At 32.7% G+C, this 23,393-nt stretch carries 22 protein-coding genes; 13 read left to right on the forward strand and 9 right to left on the reverse strand.

Annotation, left to right across the window (positions count from 1 at the left end; genetic code table 11):
• Positions 1 to 87: 87 nt before the first annotated feature.
• The 4 genes from WH52_RS13895 to WH52_RS13910 all read right to left on the reverse strand — a co-directional run bounded on the left by WH52_RS13895 (position 88) and on the right by WH52_RS13910 (position 6,764).
• Positions 88 to 2,493: a sodium-translocating pyrophosphatase gene (locus WH52_RS13895; protein ID WP_086031570.1), complete on the reverse strand. Its 2,406-nt coding sequence runs from the start codon at positions 2,491 to 2,493 to the stop codon at positions 88 to 90.
• A 110-nt stretch (positions 2,494 to 2,603) separates the two neighbouring features.
• On the reverse strand, positions 2,604 to 3,131 hold the full coding sequence (locus tag WH52_RS13900) for an inorganic diphosphatase (protein WP_086031571.1): 528 nt from the start codon (positions 3,129 to 3,131) through the stop codon (positions 2,604 to 2,606).
• A 108-nt stretch (positions 3,132 to 3,239) separates the two neighbouring features.
• A complete protein-coding gene (locus tag WH52_RS13905; RefSeq protein ID WP_086031572.1) occupies positions 3,240 to 5,747 on the reverse strand; it encodes a DUF5686 family protein in 2,508 nt (835 codons plus the stop codon).
• Positions 5,748 to 5,786: 39 nt separating this feature from the next.
• On the reverse strand, positions 5,787 to 6,764 hold the full coding sequence (locus WH52_RS13910; RefSeq protein ID WP_086031573.1) for a pyruvate dehydrogenase complex E1 component subunit beta: 978 nt from the start codon (positions 6,762 to 6,764) through the stop codon (positions 5,787 to 5,789).
• Positions 6,765 to 6,929: 165 nt separating this feature from the next.
• Between WH52_RS13910 and WH52_RS13915 the strand changes: the two genes are divergently transcribed.
• The 9 genes from WH52_RS13915 (at position 6,930) to gldA (ending at position 15,045) form a co-directional block, all read left to right on the forward strand.
• Complete coding sequence (locus tag WH52_RS13915; RefSeq protein WP_143592187.1) at positions 6,930 to 8,039, forward strand: hypothetical protein; 1,110 nt, start codon at positions 6,930 to 6,932, stop codon at positions 8,037 to 8,039.
• Positions 8,040 to 8,145: 106 nt separating this feature from the next.
• Positions 8,146 to 8,886 carry an electron transfer flavoprotein subunit beta/FixA family protein gene (locus WH52_RS13920; RefSeq protein ID WP_086031575.1) on the forward strand — a complete coding sequence of 247 codons (741 nt, stop codon included), beginning with the start codon at positions 8,146 to 8,148 and terminating at the stop codon, positions 8,884 to 8,886.
• A 57-nt stretch (positions 8,887 to 8,943) separates the two neighbouring features.
• Positions 8,944 to 9,897 carry an electron transfer flavoprotein subunit alpha/FixB family protein gene (locus WH52_RS13925; RefSeq protein WP_086031576.1) on the forward strand — a complete coding sequence of 318 codons (954 nt, stop codon included), beginning with the start codon at positions 8,944 to 8,946 and terminating at the stop codon, positions 9,895 to 9,897.
• 137 nt (positions 9,898 to 10,034) lie between these two features.
• Positions 10,035 to 10,646, forward strand: a complete 612-nt coding sequence (locus WH52_RS13930) for a bifunctional nuclease family protein (protein ID WP_086031577.1) — start codon at positions 10,035 to 10,037, stop codon at positions 10,644 to 10,646.
• A 31-nt stretch (positions 10,647 to 10,677) separates the two neighbouring features.
• Complete coding sequence (locus WH52_RS13935) at positions 10,678 to 12,381, forward strand: NupC/NupG family nucleoside CNT transporter (RefSeq protein ID WP_086031578.1); 1,704 nt, start codon at positions 10,678 to 10,680, stop codon at positions 12,379 to 12,381.
• A gap of 110 nt (positions 12,382 to 12,491) precedes the next feature.
• Entirely contained in the window at positions 12,492 to 13,316 is an 825-nt protein-coding gene (locus WH52_RS13940) for a thymidylate synthase (RefSeq protein ID WP_086031579.1), read from the forward strand.
• 85 nt (positions 13,317 to 13,401) lie between these two features.
• Positions 13,402 to 13,584 (forward strand): hypothetical protein, encoded by a 183-nt coding sequence (locus WH52_RS13945; protein ID WP_086031580.1) that lies wholly within the window; start codon positions 13,402 to 13,404, stop codon positions 13,582 to 13,584.
• A 23-nt stretch (positions 13,585 to 13,607) separates the two neighbouring features.
• Positions 13,608 to 14,096, forward strand: coding sequence for a dihydrofolate reductase (locus tag WH52_RS13950; RefSeq protein WP_086031581.1), 489 nt, complete (start codon positions 13,608 to 13,610; stop codon positions 14,094 to 14,096).
• A 55-nt stretch (positions 14,097 to 14,151) separates the two neighbouring features.
• Positions 14,152 to 15,045 carry a gliding motility-associated ABC transporter ATP-binding subunit GldA gene (gene gldA, locus WH52_RS13955; RefSeq protein WP_086031582.1) on the forward strand — a complete coding sequence of 298 codons (894 nt, stop codon included), beginning with the start codon at positions 14,152 to 14,154 and terminating at the stop codon, positions 15,043 to 15,045.
• On the opposite strand, the gene WH52_RS13960 is transcribed toward gldA, so the two are convergent.
• The gene (locus tag WH52_RS13960; protein ID WP_086031583.1) at positions 15,038 to 15,394 is read right to left on the reverse strand and encodes a hypothetical protein; all 357 of its coding nucleotides are present in this window, start codon (positions 15,392 to 15,394) and stop codon (positions 15,038 to 15,040) included. The two genes, gldA and WH52_RS13960, sit on opposite strands and share 8 nt — an antisense overlap.
• A gap of 5 nt (positions 15,395 to 15,399) precedes the next feature.
• Positions 15,400 to 19,776 carry a DNA polymerase III subunit alpha gene (gene dnaE / locus WH52_RS13965; RefSeq protein ID WP_086031584.1) on the reverse strand — a complete coding sequence of 1,459 codons (4,377 nt, stop codon included), beginning with the start codon at positions 19,774 to 19,776 and terminating at the stop codon, positions 15,400 to 15,402.
• Positions 19,777 to 19,977: 201 nt separating this feature from the next.
• Between dnaE and WH52_RS13970 the strand changes: the two genes are divergently transcribed.
• The 3 genes from WH52_RS13970 (at position 19,978) to rimM (ending at position 21,387) form a co-directional block, all read left to right on the forward strand.
• Entirely contained in the window at positions 19,978 to 20,169 is a 192-nt protein-coding gene (locus WH52_RS13970; protein ID WP_086031585.1) for a cold-shock protein, read from the forward strand.
• Positions 20,170 to 20,340: 171 nt separating this feature from the next.
• Entirely contained in the window at positions 20,341 to 20,838 is a 498-nt protein-coding gene (locus WH52_RS13975; protein ID WP_086031586.1) for a 30S ribosomal protein S16, read from the forward strand.
• A 21-nt stretch (positions 20,839 to 20,859) separates the two neighbouring features.
• Positions 20,860 to 21,387, forward strand: coding sequence for a ribosome maturation factor RimM (gene rimM / locus WH52_RS13980; RefSeq protein ID WP_086031587.1), 528 nt, complete (start codon positions 20,860 to 20,862; stop codon positions 21,385 to 21,387).
• A gap of 8 nt (positions 21,388 to 21,395) precedes the next feature.
• Here rimM and WH52_RS14910 read toward each other — a convergent pair whose 3' ends face one another.
• The 3 genes from WH52_RS14910 to WH52_RS13995 form a co-directional block, all read right to left on the reverse strand.
• Positions 21,396 to 21,587, reverse strand: coding sequence for a hypothetical protein (locus WH52_RS14910; RefSeq protein WP_086031588.1), 192 nt, complete (start codon positions 21,585 to 21,587; stop codon positions 21,396 to 21,398).
• 104 nt (positions 21,588 to 21,691) lie between these two features.
• Entirely contained in the window at positions 21,692 to 22,120 is a 429-nt protein-coding gene (locus WH52_RS13990; protein WP_086031589.1) for a c-type cytochrome, read from the reverse strand.
• Positions 22,120 to 22,623 carry a GNAT family N-acetyltransferase gene (locus tag WH52_RS13995; RefSeq protein WP_086031590.1) on the reverse strand — a complete coding sequence of 168 codons (504 nt, stop codon included), beginning with the start codon at positions 22,621 to 22,623 and terminating at the stop codon, positions 22,120 to 22,122. Before WH52_RS13995 ends, WH52_RS13990 begins: the two co-directional genes overlap by 1 nt.
• A 52-nt stretch (positions 22,624 to 22,675) precedes the next feature.
• On the opposite strand from WH52_RS13995, the gene WH52_RS14000 reads away from it, so the two are divergent.
• On the forward strand, positions 22,676 to 23,266 hold the full coding sequence (locus WH52_RS14000) for a PhnA domain-containing protein (protein WP_086031591.1): 591 nt from the start codon (positions 22,676 to 22,678) through the stop codon (positions 23,264 to 23,266).
• The last annotated feature ends 127 nt before the right edge of the window (positions 23,267 to 23,393 follow it).

The following is a 23,393-nucleotide window of genomic DNA, read 5'->3' on the forward strand; positions in this document are numbered from 1 at the left end:
ATATTTATGAAACTGTAGGAATGTAGCCGAAATAAAAACCTCACAGCAACTGTGAGGTTTTTATTTTATAATAACGTAAGTAAAAAGTTATTCTTTTTTCTCAACTTCTTCCTCTACCTTCTTGACTACTTTTTTAACTTCTACTTTGGCATTTTTATCTGTAGTAGCTTCCACTTTTTGTTTTACCTCTTCTACAGTACCTTCAATAGTTTCCGTTTCAGAAACGGTTTCACCATTTTCGGTTTTAGTTGTGGTAACTACCGCGGTAGCAGTTTGGCCATCAGTAGATTTCATTTCTACTTTAATTTCTTTTTTTATTTCGTTGGTAGCATGACTTTCTGAAGTGTGTCCTCCTAAAATAGGAGCAATTACCAATCCAACTAAACAAGTTAATTTAATTAAGATGTTCATAGATGGTCCAGAAGTATCTTTAAAAGGATCTCCTACTGTATCACCAGTAACCGCAGCTTTGTGTGCATCTGAACCTTTATAAGTCATTTCTCCGTCAATTTCTACACCAGCTTCAAACGATTTTTTAGCATTGTCCCAAGCACCACCAGCATTGTTTTGGAAAATAGCCCACATTACACCAGATACACACACTCCTGCCATATATCCGCCTAAAGCTTCTGCTTTGAATAATAATCCAATAATAATTGGAGTGATAATTGTAATCAATCCTGGTAAGATCATTTGTTTTAAAGCTGCTTGAGTAGAGATGTCTACACATTTAGCGTAATCAGGTGTTCCAGTTCCTTCCATAATTCCTGGAATTTCTCTAAACTGTCTACGTACCTCTTGTACCATTTCCATGGCTGCTTTCCCTACAGATTCCATTGCCAATGCAGAAAAGATTACTGGTATCATTCCACCTACAAATAACATGGCTAATACATCTGCTTTGAAAATATTAATTCCGTCAATTCCTGTAAAAGTTACATAGGCTGCAAATAATGCTAAAGCTGTTAACGCTGCTGATGCAATTGCAAACCCTTTTCCTACGGCCGCAGTAGTATTCCCTACAGAATCTAAAATATCAGTACGCTCACGTACATGATCTTCTAATTCACTCATTTCGGCAACTCCACCTGCATTATCTGCAATTGGTCCGAAAGCATCAATCGCTAATTGCATTGCAGTTGTAGCCATCATTGCAGAAGCTGCTAAAGCTACTCCGTAGAATCCAGCTAAAGCATACGAACCGTAAATAGCTGCAGCAAATAAAATAACTGATAAGAAAGTCGATTTCATTCCTACTGCTAGTCCTGCAATAATATTCGTTGCAGCTCCTGTTGAACTGTTTTGTACAATGTCTAATACTGGCTTTTTACCTAAACTTGTATAATAAGCTGTTACAATAGAGATTAATGCTCCTACTGCTAAACCAATACAAGCAGCATAGAATACGTTCATAGAAGAAACGTCTCTTAAACCTTCTCCAAAGAAACTCATTTGCATGGTTTCTGGTAACATCCATTTGATTAAGAAGAAACTCGCTATTAATGTCAATCCAATCGATACCCAGTTTCCTAAATCTAATGCCGACTGAACTTGTGCCTCTTTAGCCGTATTATCTTTTATTTTTACTAAGAAGGTTCCTAAAATTGAAGCAAGTACTCCAACACCAGCAATTACTAATGGTAATAAGATAGGTCCCATGTTACTAAAAGCATCTGTGAATGCTCCATTAGCAGACATATCTCTAATTAGGTAGTTTCCTAATACCATAGCAGCTAATACAGTTGCTACGTATGATCCGAATAAATCGGCTCCCATACCTGCAACGTCTCCTACATTATCTCCTACATTGTCCGCAATAGTAGCAGGGTTACGAGGATCGTCTTCTGGAATTCCTGCTTCTACCTTACCAACTAAATCTGCACCAACATCGGCAGCTTTGGTATAAATACCACCACCTACACGTGCAAATAAAGCAATAGATTCAGCTCCTAAAGAGAATCCGGCTAAAGCTTCTAAAGCAATGGTCATTTCGTTGTAAAAGCTTCCTTTTCCAGTGATAAACATATTTACAAAGAACATGAAGAATAAGCTCAAACCTAAAACAGCTAATCCCGCTACTCCAAGTCCCATTACGGTTCCACCTCCAAATGATACTTGTAAAGCTTTTGGTAAGCTAGTTTTGGCAGCTTCTGCAGTACGAGCATTCGCATCGGTTGCAATACGCATTCCGATATTTCCTGCTAAGGCAGAAAAAATAGCTCCAATAATAAAGGCTGGAACTATCATCCAGTGTGTGGTTGGAACTATATATGATATGATAAAGAGTGCTACCGAGGCAATGATAGCGAAAATAAGTAATAAGCGATATTCAGCAGATAAAAAAGCAAGTGCTCCTTCTTTGATACTTTTTGAAATGGATTGCATTTTTTCATTTCCTGCATCTTGTTTTTTTACCCAGACCATTTTTACATACATAAAAACAAGTCCTAATAGTGCCAAAATAATCGGCACATACATTATGTTTTGTTCCATATTTAAGTTATTTGATTAGTTATAGTTCTTGTAAATATAACAAAATCAATGAGAAAGAAAAATCCTCTTAGTTTACACTAAGAGGATTTTAATTTTATATGGAAGTAGTTTTAGATTGTAAAACTACCTTTTGCTTTGTGTTCGCTAGCTTCGTAACGGTCTAAACATTTTTGTAAAATGTCGTATGCTTCGTTAGCATCTCCCCAATCACCGATATCAACCTTTTTCTTCTCTAAGTCTTTGTATACTTGGAAGAAATGCGTGATTTCTTGTTGACGATGTGGGTTTAAGTCAGATAAATCGTTGTATTTGTTCCAAATTGGATCTGATACTGGTACACAAACGATTTTTTCGTCTGGACCTTTTTCATCTGCCATGTGGAATACACCGATAGGTTTAACTTCCATAACACACATTGGGAATGTTGGTTCAGCACCTAAAACTAAAACGTCTAATGGATCACCGTCTAATGCTAATGTTTCTGGAATAAATCCGTAATCTCCTGGATACATCATAGAAGAAAATAACATTCTATCAAAACGTATTTTTCCTAAATCGAAATCATATTCGTATTTGTTTCTGCTTCCTTTTGGAATTTCAATTAAAACATCTACTACTTTTCTTTCTTTTGCAGTCATATTTCTTAATTACTTTTCTTCGTTTCTAAAATCGGACGACAAAAGTACACATATTTTACCTTTTTAAAAGGTTATTAACACGTTAATTTTAAGTTATTTGTTGATAAATTATAATCCAGGTCTAATTGCGATTCGAATTGCAAATTTTGGAGATGCTGGAATTGCTGTGTTTACTCTTGTATAATCTGACCTCCAGATAGCATCAATTCTTAAGAAGCGTAAGTTACCATAACCAATATTTTCGATACCTACTCCATATTCGTAATAAAGTCTATTGTTTGGAGCATTGTATTGAATTGTTGATCTATTGATATTTATATTTTCTTGAGAAATAGTACCGTAAGCAGTTCTAAAAGTTAATAAACTTCTTAATTTTAATCTATTAATCAATGGTATTTTATTCATGATTAATCCGTTAAAATGATGCTCAAAATGACCTGCTAAATATGTGTCTGTAACAAAATCGTAATAGTTCATTAAAGCAAAAGTATTCTTAACTAAAGAGAAGGTTTGATTGGCAGGTAATGGACTTAGTAAAGTAATCGGTACAGCTCCGAAGGTTTTACCAGCCTCAAGAGTAGCGTCTAAAATACCTAACTTACCTAATCTCATTGGGTGACTATACATAAACTGTATTTTGTCATACTCAAAATCACTTCCTAAAAACTTATGACCTCTTCTGTAGTTTAAAACAAATGTAGGGAAAAGGTTTCTTCCAAAGCGTTGCTCAACACCTAAACCGTAAACAAATCGACCAGGGGTATAAGTCATAAAAAGATCTGTAGTAACATCTCTAACTTGGGAGATGTTGTTAATTCCGTCTAAACTATAATCTACTGAAAATTTGTCTGGAGCGGCAGATCTTATTTTATTATGAGTAGCAGCAATACCTACATGGAGGTTTTTCTTAACCCTTAAATCGAAACTTACTGCAGTTTTATTGATTTTTGATAGGAAGAAGTTATCACCTCTAGAGAATAATGCGCTAGTACCGAATGAGTTTCCAAGTAATTGAGTAGTGTTGAATAAACTACTACCCAATTGTTCAATATCGTTAATGTGTGCAACAGAAGCTGCGATTCTTGGTTTATATGATAATAAATATCTTGCTTCTAAACCATATTTAAATTTTTGGTCTTTAGTTCCGTAAGCTAAATGACCAATGAATCGTAATCGATCGTGTGTAGTTCTAAAAGTTCTAAAACCAGCTTTAAATCGTAATCCTTCAATTTCGTTTTGAGCAAAGAACGTCCAAAAAGGACCAAATTGTAAGGTTGGACTCACAGTTACATAACCACTAGCTAAAGTGTTTATCAATCCAGTTAAACGACGTATTTTTTTCTTAGTTTTTACCTCGTCAATTAGTTTGTATGTTAATTGGTTTTGTTCTGTAGGGCTATTGTCTTTCCAGTACTTTGCACTTTTTGCAAATTGAAAAGGAGAATATTTTTCCACTTTTTTAGAATAGAAATCTTCCGCATATGGATGGTCAAAATCGTATTTAGTATAGGTGAATGCCTTTCTAATAGTAAGTCCTTTACTTGCTTCATTTTTGTCTAAAAAAGTAAAATCTCCTTCGTAAACATTTTTTTTAGGAAGATAAACGCTATCACTTTTTATACTGAATTCTTTTTCGAAAGCTAGTCCTCTAACAAAGTTCAAATTAATGTCTTTATGAACTTTCATTTTGATTTTTGTAAGCGAGAAAATTTTGTCAGCTACCCAAAAATTTCCTTCAAATGCTAAATCACCATTTCTTCTTGGAAAAAAATAAATGTTATATAATTTACGATTGTTTACTGTTGTGCTATCATGTAAAACATAATCATAAGTTTCGAAACCAGTTGTTGAGATCGGGCTAACAAATGATTTTTGTAATAAAGGAATATTGTTTTGGTAAATATTTATGTCTTGAAAAGCGTTAGACATTCGATTGAAAATAAAACCTTGTTCGAAAACACCTTTGCTTTTTTCTGCTTCAATGTCTTCACGAACTTTATCTAATTTATTATTACCATAAACTTTAAAAACGGTTTCGTTTAAATATAAGGGGATGTAAAAATTTTCTCCATGATTTTCATCACTTTTGACTTCTCCTATAGCTTTGTCGAAGTCTTTTTTATACATTTTTTTTAGAAATGTAGTATCTATATTGTTAAGACCTATTTCTGTTGAAACATGTTTTTTAAACTGATAAGCATTTACAAGTTTAAGTCCATTTTTCTTTTTGCGTTTCCAAATCTCTTTTAGGATTTTATAAGCAGGATTTTCTTTCTTTTTTAATCTCTTTTTTGGTCTAGAAACAATAACTACTTCTTCTAGTTGATTGGCCTCTTCTCTTAATGTAATGGTTAAAAAAGGGGAGTTACTATCAACTTTTATAACTTGAGTTTGAAATCCTAAAAAAGAAATTTCAATTTTACCTTTGGTTTTTGAAGAAGATAAAACAAAACTTCCATCGTCGTTTGTTACAGTACCATTAGCAGTACCTTGCATAATTACATTAACAAAAGGTAATGGTTGGTGTTGTTCGTCTAGAACTTTTCCTTTTACTTTTATTTGAGCATTTACAACAACGCTACAAACTAATAATAAGAGTGCAATTTTTATTTTCATAATAAAGTAGTAGGTTTTCAACTAAAAAAGAAGTGTGTACTATAAGTACATCACTTCTTTTACTGCTTTTATAACATCGTTACTGTTAGGTAACCATTTCTCTAGTAACACTGGAGAATAAGGTGCAGGGGTGTCTGCTGTTGTAATACGTTTTATAGGAGCATCTAAATAATCAAATGCTTCGTCTTGTACTCTAAAAGTAATTTCTGAAGACACACTTCCGAATGGCCATGCTTCTTCTAAAATAACTAATCTGTTTGTTTTTTTAACAGATTCTAAAATGGTTTTATGATCCATAGGGCGAACTGTACGTAAATCGATAACTTCAATAGAAATCCCTTCTTTAGCTAACTCGTCAGCAGCTTTGTAGGCTTCTTTAATAATTTTACCGAAAGATACTACTGTTACATCAGATCCTTCTCTTTTAATATCTGCAACTCCAATAGGAATAATATATTCTCCTTCAGGGATTTCCATCTTATCACCATACATTTGTTCAGATTCCATGAAAATTACTGGGTCATCATCACGAATAGCAGCTTTTAATAATCCTTTAGCGTCATACGGATTAGAAGGCACAATGACCTTTAAACCAGGACAGTTAGCATACCAGCTTTCAAATGCTTGAGAGTGCGTTGCTGCTAATTGACCAGCTGAAGCTGTTGGGCCACGAAAAACGATAGGACAGTTAAACTGACCACCCGACATTTGACGGATTTTTGCAGCATTATTTATAATTTGATCAATTCCTACTAAAGAGAAATTGAATGTCATGTACTCAACAATTGGTCTATTACCATTCATGGCAGACCCAACAGCAATACCTCCAAATCCTAATTCGGCAATAGGTGTATCAATAACACGTTTTGCACCAAATTCGTCTAGCATTCCTTTAGAAGCCTTGTAGGCTCCATTATATTCCGCTACTTCTTCACCCATTAAGTAAATGCTTTCATCTCTACGCATTTCTTCACTCATGGCTTCGCAAATAGCTTCTCTAAATTGTACTGTTTTCATACGTTTTATAAGTAGTTGTTTATCAAGAGTGCAAAAATAAGAAAAATAGCGGTAAAAAAGTTAAATTCGCTTTTTAAGATTTCTAATTAATTGGTAACTGTGATAAATTTTTTAAAGAAGAATGTGAATTATATTCTTCTTTCAGTTTTTTTAGCTATAAACTCTTTGTTTATAATTAAATATGGTGTTCGTCAACATTATGTATCTGTATCATCACTATGTTTTGGGTATGTTTTATTTAATGTTGGAGCTATTTTTTTAATTGATAAGAAGAAAAGTTTTTTGAATAATTATAAAGGTTTTCACAATTGGTTTTTGATTGTTAGCTTGCTCTTTATTGGATTATCAATCTTAATGAACCTTAAAATTGATGGAAATTCTTTGTCTGTTGATAGGTGGTCTGCACTAGAGACTTTAGTTAAAAGTACCCTTAATGGAGAATATCCGTATTTGCAAAAAGATCATTTAGGAAAAACATCTTCTAATTTTCCTGCGCTTTTCTTTATAGGTCTTCCATTTTATTTAATAGGTAAAATTGGTTTTATACAACCTTTTATTATGTTGGTTGTTTTAGCTCTTTTGTTTTTATCGAGAGTTAGTAACTCTAGTAAATTGCTTGTTTTGTTTCTGTTTATAACTTCACCAAGTTATTTATGGGAGGTTTACGCAAAGAGTGATTTGATGTCTAATATAATTTTAATGTGTTTATTTATATTTTACTGGAACACTAAAACTAAAGGAGATTTATTTAACAAAATTGTTTTACTAGCCTTTAGTTGTGCATTTTTTCTTCTAACTCGAGGTGTATTAGTTATACCTTTATTAGTGTTTCTATGTAAAGACTTTTTTCAATTACTACTGAATAAAAAGTTAAGATTTATAGTTTGTTTCTTTTTCTTTTTAATCATGATTTCATTGCCAGTCTTGTTAACTATAAGTACTTTAGATCAAGTGAAAACTTCAAATCCGTTTATGAATCAGACAGAATCTGCGCCAGCAATAATTCAATTATTAATGATTTTATTTTCGATTGTACTAAGCTTTAGGGTTAAAAAACTGTTAGATGTTTTTCTTTTCGTATCGCTAATATTGAGTGGGTTTATAGGGTTTTCTATTTTTCTAAATATATTATCTGAAGGCTTCGGAAGAGCAATTCTAAATAGCTTATCAGATATCTCTTACTTAAATATGTCTATTCCTTTTATTATAAGTGCTTTGTTGATTTATAATGAAAAAGAGTTATTCAAAGAAGGTAGTTTAATTTCAAAAATTTAATTACGATTTTGACATAAGTCAAAAAATATTATGCACGCATAGTATTTTTTAAAAAAATGTTTTAACTTCGTGGCATTAAAACTAAGTTTCTTTAAAACAAATATATATGAAAATATTAGTATGTATCAGTCACGTGCCTGATACCACTTCAAAAATTAATTTTACAGATAATGATACAAAGTTTGATACAAACGGAGTGCAATTTGTAATTAATCCATACGATGAATTCAGTTTAACACGTGCAATGTGGTTTAAAGAAAAGCAAGGAGCAAGTGTAACTGTTGTTAATGTTGGTGGGGCTTCAACTGAACCAACTTTACGTAAAGCTTTAGCAATTGGAGCAGACGATGCTATTCGTGTAAATGCTGAGCCTACTGATGGTTTAATGGTAGCTAAAGAATTAGCTGAGGTTGTTAAAAATGGCGGATACGATTTAGTATTAGCAGGAAAAGAATCTGCGGATTATAACGGACAAATGGTGCCTGGTATGTTAGCTTCTTTATTAGATTACAACTTCGTGAACGGATGTGTTGGAGTTGAGGTAGATGGAGCTAATGTAACTTTAGATAGAGAAATTGATGGTGGAGAAGAAAAAGTGTCTTCAACATTACCAATGGTAGTAGCAGGTCAAAAAGGAATTGTTGAAGAAAAAGACCTTCGTATTCCTAATATGCGTGGTATTATGATGGCTCGTAAAAAGCCTTTAGCTGTAGTTGAACCAACTGGAGCTGCATCTGCAACTTCTACTCAAACTTTTGAGAAGCCAGCAGAAAAAGGAGCTGTTAAATTAGTAGAAAGTGTAGATGAGTTAATCGATTTATTACACAACGAAGCTAAAGTAATCTAAGAAGAATTAAAATTAAAATCACGTTGTAGTTACATACAACATCAAAATATTAAAAATATGTCTGTATTAGTTTTTGCCGATTCATCGGAAGGAAAATTCAAAAAAACAGCTTTCGAAGTAGTTTCTTACGGAAAGAAAGTAGCAGAACAAATGGGAAGTAACATGGTAGCTTTGACTATTAATGGAGGAGATGCTTCTGAATTATATAAATATGGTGCCGAAAAAGTTGTAGAAGTTAAAAACGATTTAGCTTCATTCAACGCTAAAGCTTATGCATCAATCATTAAACAAGCTGCAGAAGCTCAAGGAGCAAATGTTGTAGTAATCGACTCTAGTGTCGATGGTTTAACTGTAGCTCCATTAGTAGCTGTTGGATTAGAAGCAGGTTTAGCATCTAACGCAGTAGCTTTACCAAGTAGTACAAGTCCTTTTGTTGTTAAGAGAAAAGCATTTTCTAACAAAGGATTTAACAATACTGAAATTTCTACAGAAAAGAAAGTGGTTGGAGTTGCTAAAAATTCTTATGGAGCGCATGAAAATGAAGTATCTGGTTCTACTGAGTCTTTTGACGCTTCTTTACCAGAATTAGGAGTAAAATCAGAAAGTATTAATAAAGCTACTGGTACAGTAACAATTGCTGATGCTGATACGGTAGTATCTGGAGGTAGAGGATTAAAAGGTCCTGAAAACTGGGGAATGGTAGAAGAGTTAGCAGAAGTCTTAGGAGCTGCAACTGCTTGTTCTAAACCAGTTTCTGATTTAGGATGGAGACCTCACAGTGAACACGTAGGGCAAACAGGTAAGCCAGTAGCGTCTAACTTATACATTGCTATAGGTATTTCAGGAGCAATTCAGCACTTAGCAGGTGTAAATGCATCTAAAGTAAAAGTGGTAATTAACAATGATCCAGAAGCACCTTTCTTTAAAGCTGCAGAATATGGTATTGTTGGAGATGCTTTCGAAGTAGTTCCTCAATTAATTGAGAAATTAAAAGCATTTAAACAATCATAATTTATAGGGTAGAATTTTCTTTTTTAAAAATTAAGTGGTCAACACATAATTTTTAGTAAATTGTGCCCTCTAAAAGGGCTGTCTAAAAAAGCATAAAGCCAAAAATTTAGACAGCTCTTTTTTTATGTAGACTGATAATGAGTTTAATACAACTAACTATTAAAGGAATTTCTTATAGCCAAACACAAAGTGGTGCTTATGCATTGGTGTTGAGCGAAGTAGGAGGTACTCGTACATTGCCAATTATTATAGGGGCTTTTGAAGCTCAATCGATAGCCATAGCTTTAGAAAAAGAAATTCGTCCACCAAGACCATTAACTCACGATTTATTTAAAACTTTTTCCGATCGTTTTCATATTCAAATTAAGCAAGTAATCATCCATAAATTGGTTGATGGAGTTTTCTTTTCGAGCTTAGTTTGTGAAAGAGAAGGAGAAGAAGAGGTTATTGATACTCGAACTTCTGATGCTATTGCTTTAGCAGTACGTTTTCAAGCGCCTATTTATACGTATGAAAACATTTTAGATAAAGCAGGTATTTATTTAAAGATGGAAGAAGAGTTAGAAATCGAAGAAGATTTAAGTGAAGAAGGTGAAATTGAGATAGAACTTGAAGAAATAGCAGAATCCGCAGAAGGTTTTTCGCATATGTCTCTAGAAGAACTACATGCTCAATTAGAAGAAGCAGTTACTAATGAAAACTACGAGTTAGCTGCTAAAATTAGAGATGAAATAAGCAAACGCTCTTAATACATATTAAATAAAATGAAAAAAATAATCATTGTATTGTTATGTTGTTTACCGTTTTTTTTCAGCGGCTCAAAGTCTGGAAAAAAACTGGATTTTCTCATCAATTGAAAAAACAGACGGTACGAAACTAGCAGAGATTAATGAAGGAGATGTATTTAATTTAAAAGAAGGAGAATTCTCATATTCTTTAGCTTCTAAAGATAGCTTGAAAGCTGGAGGAGATTTTATCCATCAAAACAATCTTCTAATTTTTAAATACAAGCAACCTAACGATACTATACGTTATTATAATGTTGTTGAATTAACAGATAATAACTTAACTATTTCAGAAAATGATGTATTGTATAAGTTTTCTTCAGCTGGGGCACCAGTTACAGTTGTAAAAGAGGAAGTTGAGGTTGTAGAAAATCAAAGTGAAATTATTCCAAGTCAAGGAATTTCTTTTAACAGTGTGTGGAGAGGAGCTTTAGGAATGATTACATTATTAATTATAGCTTTTTTATTTAGTTCGAATAGAAGAGGAATTGATTGGAAAACAGTCGGATTAGGATTAGCTTTTCAGTTGTTAATAGCTATCGGAGTTTTAAAAGTTCCTTTTGTGCAAAAAGCTTTCGAATTAGTTGGAGGTTTGTTTGTGAGTGTATTAGACTTTACAAGAGCAGGTAGTGAATTTTTATTTAGCGGATTAGTGTCTAACATGGATTCTTTTGGATTCATTTTTGCATTTCAAGTATTACCAACTATTATTTTCTTCTCAGCATTAACGTCTTTATTGTTTTATCTAGGGTTAATTCAAAAAGTAGTTAAAGGATTAGCTTGGTTGTTATCTAAAGGATTAAAAATTTCTGGAGCAGAAAGTTTATCGGTTGCAGGAAATATTTTCTTAGGACAAACTGAAGCACCTTTATTAATTAAAGCTTACTTAGAGAAAATGAACCGTTCTGAAATCTTATTAGTAATGATAGGAGGAATGGCTACAGTTGCAGGAGCCGTATTAGCGGCTTACATCGGTTTCTTAGGAGGAGATGATGAGGCTTTACGTTTATTGTATGCAAAGCACTTATTAGCGGCATCAGTAATGGCAGCACCAGGAGCAATTATTATTTCAAAAATATTATATCCACAAACTGAAGAAGTTAATACTGATGTTAAAGTATCTTCAGAAAAAATAGGGTCTAATATTCTAGACGCTATCGCAAACGGTACTACTGAAGGATTAAATTTAGCAATGAATGTAGCTGCGATGTTATTAGTATTTATTGCTTTCATTGCCATGATAAACGGAATTTTAGGTTGGGTAGGAGATGTTACTTCATTAAATACTTGGATGGCAGAAAATACTACTTATGCTAAATTTTCATTAGAAGCTATTTTAGGATATATTTTCGCACCGTTAATGTGGTTAATTGGAGTTGCTAAAGAAGATATGGCATTAATGGGGCAGTTGTTAGGTATTAAATTAGCGGCAAGTGAATTTGTAGGGTATATTCAATTAGCAGAGCTTAAAAATGTTGCAAGCGCTACGCATTTAACTTATAATAAGTCAATTATTATGGCAACATATATGTTGTGTGGTTTTGCAAACTTTGCATCAATTGGTATTCAAATAGGTGGTATTGGTTCGTTAGCACCAGGACAACGAAAAACATTATCAGAATTTGGTATGAAGGCATTAATTGGAGGAACAATAGCTTCGCTAATGTCGGCTACCATAGCAGGAATGATTATCGGGTAGCGAGTCGCTACAGACAAATAACAGTTAATAACTTATTGATATAATTTTAAAAAGCATCAACAATTTTTGTTGATGCTTTTTTATTTTTACCTAAAATCAATTCATAGAAAATGAAGCAGTATCACGATTTAGTTAAGCATGTTTTAGAAAACGGAAACGAAAAAGGAGATAGAACAGGAACAGGAACAAAAAGTGTTTTTGGCTATCAGATGAGGTTTGATTTAAGTGAAGGTTTCCCAATGGTTACTACTAAGAAACTGCATTTAAAATCTATTATTTATGAATTGTTATGGTTTATAAAAGGTGATACTAATGTAAAGTATCTACAAGAAAATGGTGTAAGAATATGGAACGAATGGGCAGATGAAAAAGGTGATTTAGGTCCAGTATATGGCCACCAATGGCGTAATTGGAATAGCGAAGAAATAGATCAGCTAAAAGAGGTAATAGAAACCTTAAAAACCAATCCGAACAGTCGTAGAATGTTGGTTTCTGCTTGGAATCCATCAGTATTACCAGATACTTCAATTTCTTTTTCAGGTAACGTAGCTAATGGTAAAGCCGCTTTACCTCCTTGTCATGCATTTTTTCAATTTTATGTAGCCGATGGTAAGTTGTCGTGTCAATTATATCAACGTAGTGCCGATATCTTTCTAGGTGTTCCTTTTAACATTGCAAGTTATGCGTTGTTAACTATGATGATGGCACAAGTTTGTGGTTATGAAGCAGGAGATTTTATTCATACTTTTGGTGATGCTCATATCTATAATAATCACTTTGAACAGTTAGAGTTACAATTGTCTAGAGAACCAAGAGAATTACCTCAAATGAACATAAATCCTTCAATAAAAAACATCGAAGATTTTACTTTTGAAGATTTTGAGTTGGTAAATTATAATCCTCACCCGCATATAAAAGGTGTTGTTGCTGTATAATTTAACATGTTTTTATACAAAACGTTTTTTGAGATGCGTTGTTTTGTTAGTAAATTAGTAACGTAAATTATTAAAAGCAAACAACATGACAGCAACAGTAGACTTAATTAAAGAAGAGATTTATGATAAAATTGCTGAAATCAATGACGAAAAAGTGTTATTGGCAATTCAAACACTTATCGCCAATTTAGAAGTAAGTGAAATAAATCAAGTAACAGATAAAAGAGATCTTAACGGTTATATAAAAGAATGGGTAAAGAATATGTAACTTTACACTTCTAAAAATACTATATGATAACAATTATTGCTGCTATAGCAAACAACAATGCTTTAGGAAAAGATAATGACTTAATATGGCATTTGCCTGCAGATTTAAAAAGGTTTAAAAAAGTTACTTCTGGGCATCATATTTTAATGGGGCGCAATACTTTTGAAAGTATAGGAAAACCATTGCCAAATAGAACTTCAGTAATAATTACGAGAAATAATGATTATTTTGTAGATGGTTGTTTAATAGCAAACTCTATAGAAGATGCCATAGAACTAGTTAAAGAAGATGATCATATTTTTCTTATAGGCGGAGCTCAAATATATAAGCAAGCAATAGAAAAAAAACTGGTAGATAAGTTAGATATTACTTATGTACATCATGATTTTGAAGCCGATGTTTTTTTTCCTGAAATTGATCTAACTCAATGGAAAGAAGTCTCTCGTGAAGATTTTAAAGCAGACGAGAAAAATAAATACAATTATAGTTTCGTTTCTTACGAAAGAATTTAGTTAAACTCATCATTCTGAACTTGTTTCAGATTTTTATCATACATAATAATAACTAATGTCAATACAACTTAGTTCAATATCTAAAGTTTACGGAAATCAAACTGCAGTAAATTCAATTTCTTTTGAAGCAAAAAAAGGAGAGATTGTAGGGTTTCTAGGTCCAAATGGAGCAGGGAAATCTACAACAATGAAAATTTTAACAGGATATATTCAACCTACTGAAGGAGAAGTTTTAGTAGGTGGGATAGATGTGTTAAAAAACCCGATTGAAGCACAGAAAAAAGTAGGGTATTTACCTGAGCACAATCCGTTGTATTTAGATATGTATGTACGAGAGTATTTACAGTTTCAAGCAGAAATTTACAATGTAGATAAAGAAGAAGTAAATAAAGTGATTGAAAAGGTTGGGTTAACTCCTGAAGTTTCTAAAAAAATAGGAAAACTATCGAAAGGGTATCGCCAACGTGTTGGATTGGCAGCTGCTATTTTACACAATCCAGAGGTGTTAATTTTAGATGAGCCAACTACTGGGTTAGATCCAAATCAGTTAGTTGAAATAAGAGCTTTGATAAAAGAATTAGGAAAAGACAAAACAGTTTTACTTTCTACACATATAATGCAAGAAGTAGAAGCAGTTTGTGATAGTGTAATTATAATTAACAAAGGAGAAATTGTAAGTAATACTTCGCTACAAGAACTAAAAACAAGTAACGAACAGGTAATACGAGTTACTTTCGATTATAAGTTAGAAGAGCAATTTATAAAAAGACTACCTAATTTAACTTCATTTAAAAATACTATAGAAAATAATTGGACACTTACTTTTGATTCTTCAGAAGATATGCGTCCACTCATATTTGATTTTGCTCAAGAAAACGGATTAAAAATCCTTGGATTAAATACTGAAAACAAAAATTTAGAAAGTTTGTTTAGAGAGTTGACTAGTTAGAAAACTTATTTTTAAACCATACTTTTTTCAATATTCTTTTAAGAATTAAAAAAACGATATTTTCTATGTAAGAGTTTGTGTTTGGTGATGCTATTTTGTTTATATCATGTTCAGAAACGTCAATTATATAGAGAAGGTTTTGATACGAGTGCGAATCATTTGAAATTAAAAAAGTAATCTGCTTTATAAGTTTGTCTTTTAGTAGTTGAGGAGAGCTATCTTCAGTAAAAGAAAAATCAATATTAGCCAAGCTAAAATCCTTATTTAGTTGATTTATTAACTGTGTATATAATTCATCGTTAGATACACCAGTTAATAAATCGTTAGTGTTTTGATATTCTGATAACACAATTTTTAATTCAACTTATAATTAATATGTTCTTTGTCTAAAGTCTTTAAAAATTCGTTAGATACATTTACTTTAGTAGTTCTACTAGGAAGAGTCAATTCAATTTTTTCTTCAGCATCCCAAATAGTAAAATGTAACGATTGCTTCCCTTTGTTGGTTACAAATAAATGTTCTAAACCTTTAATTTTATCTTCTTTAATTTCTTGTAATTGAAGCTTAATAGTAACTTTTTTACAAAGTTCATCCATTACATCGTGTAAGAGTTTAAATTCGGTAAACTTTAAACGAGGTTCACCACGAACGCCTTCTTTATTTACCCACCCAGGTTGTACTGATGCTCTAATAAATAAGAAAGAACTTTGTACTAAATAGTGTTTGAATTTTAAGTAATCTTCTCCAAAGATTCTGAATTCATAACTATCCATGTAATCTTCAATAATGAATGATGCCCAACCTTTTCCCATTTTAGAAACTCGGTGTTGAACATCGGTAACAATTCCACCGAAAGCTAAGTTATGTCCTTCATATTTCTTTAAATCATCTTTAAAATACGATAAGTCGGCGTTACAAAAACGGAGTTCATTTTTAAAATCATCTAATGGATGTGCAGAAATATACATCCCAATCATTTCCTTTTCCTTGGCAAGTAACTCCATAGTCCCCCAAGTTTCACATAGCGGAATAATTGGCTCTGGCATTTCTTCTTCCGAAGCTTCACCAAATAAGGAAACCTGAGAGGAATTTAAATTTTCTTGATATTTATTTCCGTAGCGAATTGCCTTTTCTAAAAATGTCTGACCTTTCTCGTCAGTAACATAATATTGTGCCCTGTGTGTATTGGTGAATGAGTCAAATCCGCCAGCAAGTACCAATCCTTCAAAAGCTTTTTTGTTGGCAGCACGCAAATCGACACGTTTTGCCACATCAAAAATAGATTTGAAAAAACCATTTTCTTTACGCTCATTAATAATTGCTTGTACAGCTCCGGCTCCAACTCCTTTGATAGCTGCCATACCAAAACGTACAGCTCCTTGATCGTTTACAGAAAACTTTAAGTACGATTCGTTAACATCTGGTCCTAAAACTTCTAGTCCCATGCGCTTACATTCTTCCATAAAGAACGAAACTGTTTTAATATCGTTCATGTTATTTGAAAGAACAGCAGCCATGTATTCAGCAGGATAATGCGCTTTTAAATAAGCTGTTTGATAGGCTATCCACGCATAACAAGTAGAGTGCGATTTGTTAAAGGCATAGGATGCAAATGCTTCCCAGTCTTTCCAAATTTTTTCTAAAGCTTTTTCATCATGACCATTTTTCATAGACTGCTCTATGAACTTCGGTTTCATTTTAGCAAGTACCGCAGCTTGTTTTTTACCCATAGCTTTACGAAGTACATCGGCTTCACCTTTGGTAAAGTCTGCTAATTTTTGAGAAAGCAACATTACTTGCTCCTGATATACTGTAATCCCGTAGGTTTCTGCTAAATATTCTTCTAAGGCTGGTAAATCGTAGGTGATTTCTTCTTCACCGTGTTTTCTTCTAATAAAAGAAGGGATATATTCTAACGGTCCTGGACGATACAGTGCATTCATTGCAATTAAATCAGCAAAAACTGTTGGTTTCAGTTCACGCATGTATTTTTGCATTCCAGGAGATTCATATTGGAATATTCCTACGGTTTCTCCACGTTGGAAAAGTGCATAGGTTTCTTCGTCATCAATAGGAAAGTTTTCAGGATCTAACTCAACACCATGACGTGCTTTTACAATTTTAACGGTGTCTTTAATTAAAGTAAGTGTTTTTAATCCTAAGAAATCCATTTTTAGTAATCCAGCACTTTCAACAACAGAGTTGTCGAACTGAGTTACATACATGTCTGAATCTTTTGCAACCGATACGGGTACGAACTTGGTAATGTCGTCGGGAGTAATAATAACTCCACAGGCGTGAATTCCTGTGTTACGAACTGAACCTTCTAAAATTCTTGCTTTGTTAATGGTCTCAGCTTCTAATCCGCTACCGTTAGCAATGTTTTTAAGTTCATTAACCATTTCAATTTCTTCGGAACGGAGTTTGGCTTTTAAACCAGCATCATCTAAAGAGAAAATTTTCTTTAGTTTCATTCCTGGGATTAATTTGGCAATTCTGTCGGCTTCGAATAAAGGTAAATCTAATACACGAGCAGTGTCTCGAATAGAAGATTTTGCTGCCATGGTACCATAAGTAATGATTTGTGCTACTTGATTGGCTCCGTATTTTTCAATTACATAATCCATTACACGACCACGACCTTCATCATCAAAATCAATATCGATATCGGGCATGGATACACGTTCAGGATTTAAGAAACGCTCAAAAAGTAAATCGTATTTGATAGGATCGATATTGGTAATCCATAAACAGTAAGCTACTACTGAACCTGCTGCAGAACCACGCCCTGGACCTACCGAAACATTCATGTTTCTAGCTTCTCTAATAAAATCTTCTACAATTAAGAAATAACCAGGGTATCCTGTTTTTTCAATAACTTCTAACTCGAAATCTAATCGTTCTCTAATACTATCGGTAATTTCTCCGTATCGTTTTTTTGCTCCTTCGTAAGTTAAGTGACGTAAAAAATTATTTTCTCCTCTTTTACCTCCATCTTCATTATCTTTTTCGTCTGTGAATTGTTCAGGTATTTCGAAAGCAGGTAATAATACATCACGAGCTAATTCGAAAGGCTCTATTTTATCAACAATTTCTTGAACATTACTAATTGCTTCTGGAATATCAGCAAAAAGTTTTTTCATTTCTTCGGTAGATTTAAAGTAATATTCATCGTTTGGTAATCCGTAACGATACCCTCTTCCTCTACCTTTTGGAGTAGCTTGCTTTTCACCGTCTTTAACACATAGTAAAATATCATGGGCATTAGCATCTTCTTTACCTAGGTAAAAGGTGTTGTTAGTAGCTACTGTTTTTATATGGTGCTTTTCAGCGAATTTTAAAAGTGTTTCATTAACAACATCTTCATCTTGTTGTCCATGGCGCATTAATTCGATGTATAAATCATCTCCAAATTCTTCTTTCCACCATAATAAAGCTTCTTCTGCTTGAGCTTCTCCGATATTTAAGATCTTTGAAGGAACTTCACCATATAAATTTCCTGTTAAAACAATAACATCTTCTTTGTATTGCTTAACAACTTCTTTATCTATTCTCGGTACGTAGTAAAACCCATCAACAAAAGCAATTGAGGACATTTTAGCAAGATTATGGTATCCTCTCTTGTTTTTTGCTAATAATACTACTTGATAACCGTTGTCTTTATGTGATTTATCGGCATGATTTTCACAGATAAAAAATTCACAACCAATAATAGGTTTTAATAAAGTACCTTTAGGTTCTTCTCCGTTTTCTTCTGCTTCTTTGTTGGCTGCTTTTACAGATTTGTTGTGTCCCATTACTTCTTTTACGAAGTGAAAAGCTGCCATCATGTTTCCAGTATCGGTAAGTGCTACAGCCGACATGTTATCGTTAGCAGCTGCTTTTACAATATTACCAATTTGAATGGTAGATTGTAGTACCGAAAACTGTGTGTGATTGTGTAAATGAGCAAATTGAACACCTTCTAAAGTAGCTAGCCCTTTTGAAGTATCGATGTTTTTAGTAGCTCCTTTTTCTTGTTCTTTTCTGTTACGGATTTTGTCACTTTCTTGTTTAAGGTTTAAGTGCTTTAATCCGATTACTTTTATTGGCATTGGGTTTGCCTCAGAAAAACGCTCGAAATAATCAGAAGGAACGTCTAATTGTTCTTCAGTATATTGTCTAAGACGGATTAACTCTAAAAAACATCGCGTTGTGGCCTCAACATCGGCAGTTGCGTTATGCGCTTCGCCAAAACCAACTCCGAATAAATGATTGTGTAATTCAGTTAAGGTTGGTAGTTTGAATTTACCTCCACGACCTCCTGGAATTTGACATAATTGAGCAGTATGTTCGGTACAAGTGTCTAAAACAGGAAGTTCGGTTAAATTATTTTCAACACCAAGCCTATGGAATTCACATCCCATAATATTCACATCGAAGCCAACATTTTGACCAACTATAAATTTGGTTTTTTTAAGAGCTTCGTTAAATAAGTCTAATCCTTCGGCTAAAGTAATACCTTGCTCTAATGCCAAATCGGTTGAAATACCATGAATTCTTTCAGCATCAAAAGGAATGTTAAATCCATCGGGTTGAATTAAGAAATCATTATGTTCAACCACATTACCCATTTCATCATGTAACTGCCACGCAACTTGTATGGCTCTTGGCCAGTTGTCGGTATCAGTAATTGGAGCGTTCCAACTCTTTGGTAATCCAGTTGTTTCGGTATCAAAAATTAAGTACATACTAGTGTTTACTAATTGAAGAAATAAAGACTTTATTAAGAATGTAAAAATACTAATAAAAAATATCTGTTTCCGTATAAGTTATTAACGATAAGCGTGTGATTCTTGATAAGAAAATATTATTTAAAATAAATGAAGAAAACTCCCTGAACCTCAAATATAAAGATTACCTTTGTGCAAGAATTTTTTAATATTATTACAATGAAAGAAGGAACAGTAAAGTTCTTCAATGAATCTAAAGGTTTTGGATTTATTACAGAGTCAGGGTCAAACACAGAACATTTTGTACACGTATCAGGTTTAATCGATGAGATTAGAGAAGGTGATACTGTAGAGTTTGAACTTAAAGAAGGTAGAAAAGGATTAAACGCTGTTAGCGTTAGAGTATTATAATATACAGTACAATTTTATTTTTCTTAAGAGCTTGTTTATCAAGCTCTTTTTTATTGAATAAATTTTAATTTTTTATTGCTGATTAAAAAAGCTTTTGTAAATTTGCCGCCACTTACTACGAGATAGTAAAATTATTAATAATCAAGGTCGCGAACCTTAAAAATTAACATTATGCCTGTAAAAATTAGATTACAAAGACACGGTAAAAAAGGAAAACCATTTTATTGGGTAGTAGCTGCTGATTCTAGAGCTAAAAGAGATGGTCGTTTCTTAGAAAAATTAGGAACGTATAACCCAAACACTAACCCTGCAACTATTAACTTAGATGTTGATGGAGCTGTAAAGTGGTTACAAAACGGTGCTCAACCAACTGATACAGCAAGAGCTATTTTATCTTATAAAGGAGCTATGTTAAAGAATCACTTAGCTGGTGGAGTTCGTAAAGGAGCTTTAACTGAAGAGCAAGCAGAAGCTAAATTTACTGCTTGGTTAGAGGAAAAAGCTGGAAAAGTAGCTGGTAAAGCTGAAGGTTTAGCAAAAGCACAAGCTGAAGCTAAAGCTAAAGCGTTAGAGGCTGAAAAAGCTGTAAACGAAGCACGTATCGCTGCAAATACACCTGCAACAGATAGCGAAGAAGTAGCTGAAACTACTGGAGATAGCGAAGAGTAAAAACTATAAATTAACGGTTTTATGCGTGTAGAAGATTGTTTTTATTTAGGTAAAATCGTTAAGAAACATAGTTTTAAGGGAGAAGTTATTATCAAGTTAGATACTGACGAACCCGAATTGTATAAAAATATGGAATCAGTTTTTGTCAAATTAGGCAATAATCTGGTTCCATTTTTTATTGAAAAATCTTCACTTAGTAAAAGTACTATGTTGCGTGTTAAGTTTGAAGATGTTTCTTCTGAGGAAGATGCCAACGCTATTATGCGTTCAGGAATATACTTGCCATTATCATTACTTCCTAAACTTACAGGAAATAAATTCTATTACCATGAAGTAATAGGTTTTACAATTATCGATGCTTCTTTTGGTGAAGTAGGAATCATTAAAAATATAAACGACACTTCTGCTCAACCATTATTTGAAATAGAAAGAGAAGAGAGTGTTATATTTATTCCTATGATCGACGACTTTATTAAAAAAGTTGATAGAGAGAATAAAATTATCAATGTTGAAGCCCCTGAAGGGTTAATTGAATTATACCTTCAATAGGATATTTATTAGTCGCTTGATAAATCTTTTAGTCTTTTAACATCAGTTATCTGGTATGTCTTACCATTAAAATTCTTTTTAATAATAACGGTTTCTAGCCAATAGATTGAACTATTAAAGAATAGAGGTAAAAGTAAAAATCGTTGTGATTTTACTTTACTTGCTTTTATAGTCTTTCTTTTTGAGAGGTTGATTTTCATTTTTAAGTTTGGTGTGGGGTTAGTCTATGTATTTCAAAAAGAGGAATGCAAATATTGTAAAATAATATAGAATAATAAAGAGTTATTTTTTATTTAAGAAAAATTTAATCAAATAGTTGGAGGTAGTTTATAATATCATTTATTTGACCATTAGTTAAGTGCTTTTTATTATGTAGGCCATTAGCCCATTTGTATTCTTCTTTCAAAGCAATTACATCAGGGTGTTTGGCTTTAACTAAAGAATCTTCATTCTTTATGAACTTAACTAGAAAATCTTTACTCCTTCTATCTAAAATTTTACCTAACCTTGGACCAAAACAAATTCTTTTATCTACTTTATGACAAGAATAACAACTTTCAGTTCTAAAAAGTTGTTTTCCTCTTATAATAGATTTAATAAGTGATGAATCTACTTTAATAGAATCGGTTTTTAATGAGTATTGTGTTTGGGTTTGAATTTTTATAATCCAAGGAATGGTAAAAGCTAATAGCCCTAAAAAAATATAAAGATCTATGCGGTTATTGTTATTCATTAAAAAGTAAATTCAAAAACAAAGTCTTCTTCATCGTCAAAAATATTTTGTAAGCCAATGTTAGTGAATCCAAGTTTGGTTAAGAGTTTTTGTGAAGCTTTGTTTTCGGGTAATGTAAAAGCTAATACTTTTTTTTGATTAAAATTCTTACGAACAAATTCTATAGTTAGTTTCGTAGCTTCTGTAGCGTATCCTTTACCTCTGGCTTCAGGTAAAAAAGCATAGCCAATATCAATATATTCTAATTTTTCTCTTTGTAAGGCACTAGTTTCACCTATAGGTTTGTTGTTTTCTTTTAAAACAACAGTGTAAAAACCTAGTCCATTAAGTTTTTTGTTTTCAGATAAAATTTTTTCTAGATAAACCTCTGTTTCTTCAATAGAGTTTAACCTTTTATTATTAATGTATTTAATCCAATCAGGATCATTAAATAATTTAAAATAAAAAGGAGCATCACTTACCTTGGCTTCTCTAATAATTAATCTTTCGCTTTCTAATAACATGCCTTAAAGATAATTTAAAAATGTACTTTTGCGAGTATAAAAATGAAAAATAATGAGTTTATTACAAGAGTTAAAAGATAGAAGTGGAGCAAAGTGTGAATTATGTTCGAGTGAAATTGATTTGAAGGTTTATGAAGTTCAGCCAATATCAACTGGAGGTGTAGATGGGAGTTTGTTAGCTTGTAATACTTGTGTTAGTCAAATAGAAGATTCTAGTTTGGTTGATGCAAATCATTGGCGTTGTTTAAACGATAGTATGTGGAGTGAATTTAGAGCTGTAAAAGTTGTAGCTTGGAGAATGTTACATCGATTAAAAAATGAAGGTTGGCCACAAGATTTATTGGATATAATGTATTTAGATGGTGAAGAATTACAATTTGCTGAGGCTACTGGAGATCATTTAGATGAAAGTGAAAAGGTTATTCATAAAGATTGTAATGGAAGTATTTTACAAGCAGGAGATAACGTAGTATTGATAAAAGATTTAAAAGTAAAAGGTTCTAGCATGGTTGCAAAACAAGGAACAGCGGTAAGAAGAATATCGTTAGATCCTGAAAATGCAAAATATATAGAAGGTAAAGTTGGTGCTCAAACCATTGTTATTATAACAGATTATGTTAAAAAAATGGCAGATAAAGAATAGTGAAAGTTAATAGAAAAAAATCTTTTGTAAATCCTGTGTTGTAAAAGTGCGGTTTTTTTATGCTGTAGAAATAAAAAAAGCTTCTCAATTTTGAGAAGCTTTTTGCGGTCTGGACGGGACTCGAACC

The organism is Tenacibaculum holothuriorum, assembly GCF_002120225.1.
GTDB lineage: Bacteria > Bacteroidota > Bacteroidia > Flavobacteriales > Flavobacteriaceae > Polaribacter > Polaribacter holothuriorum.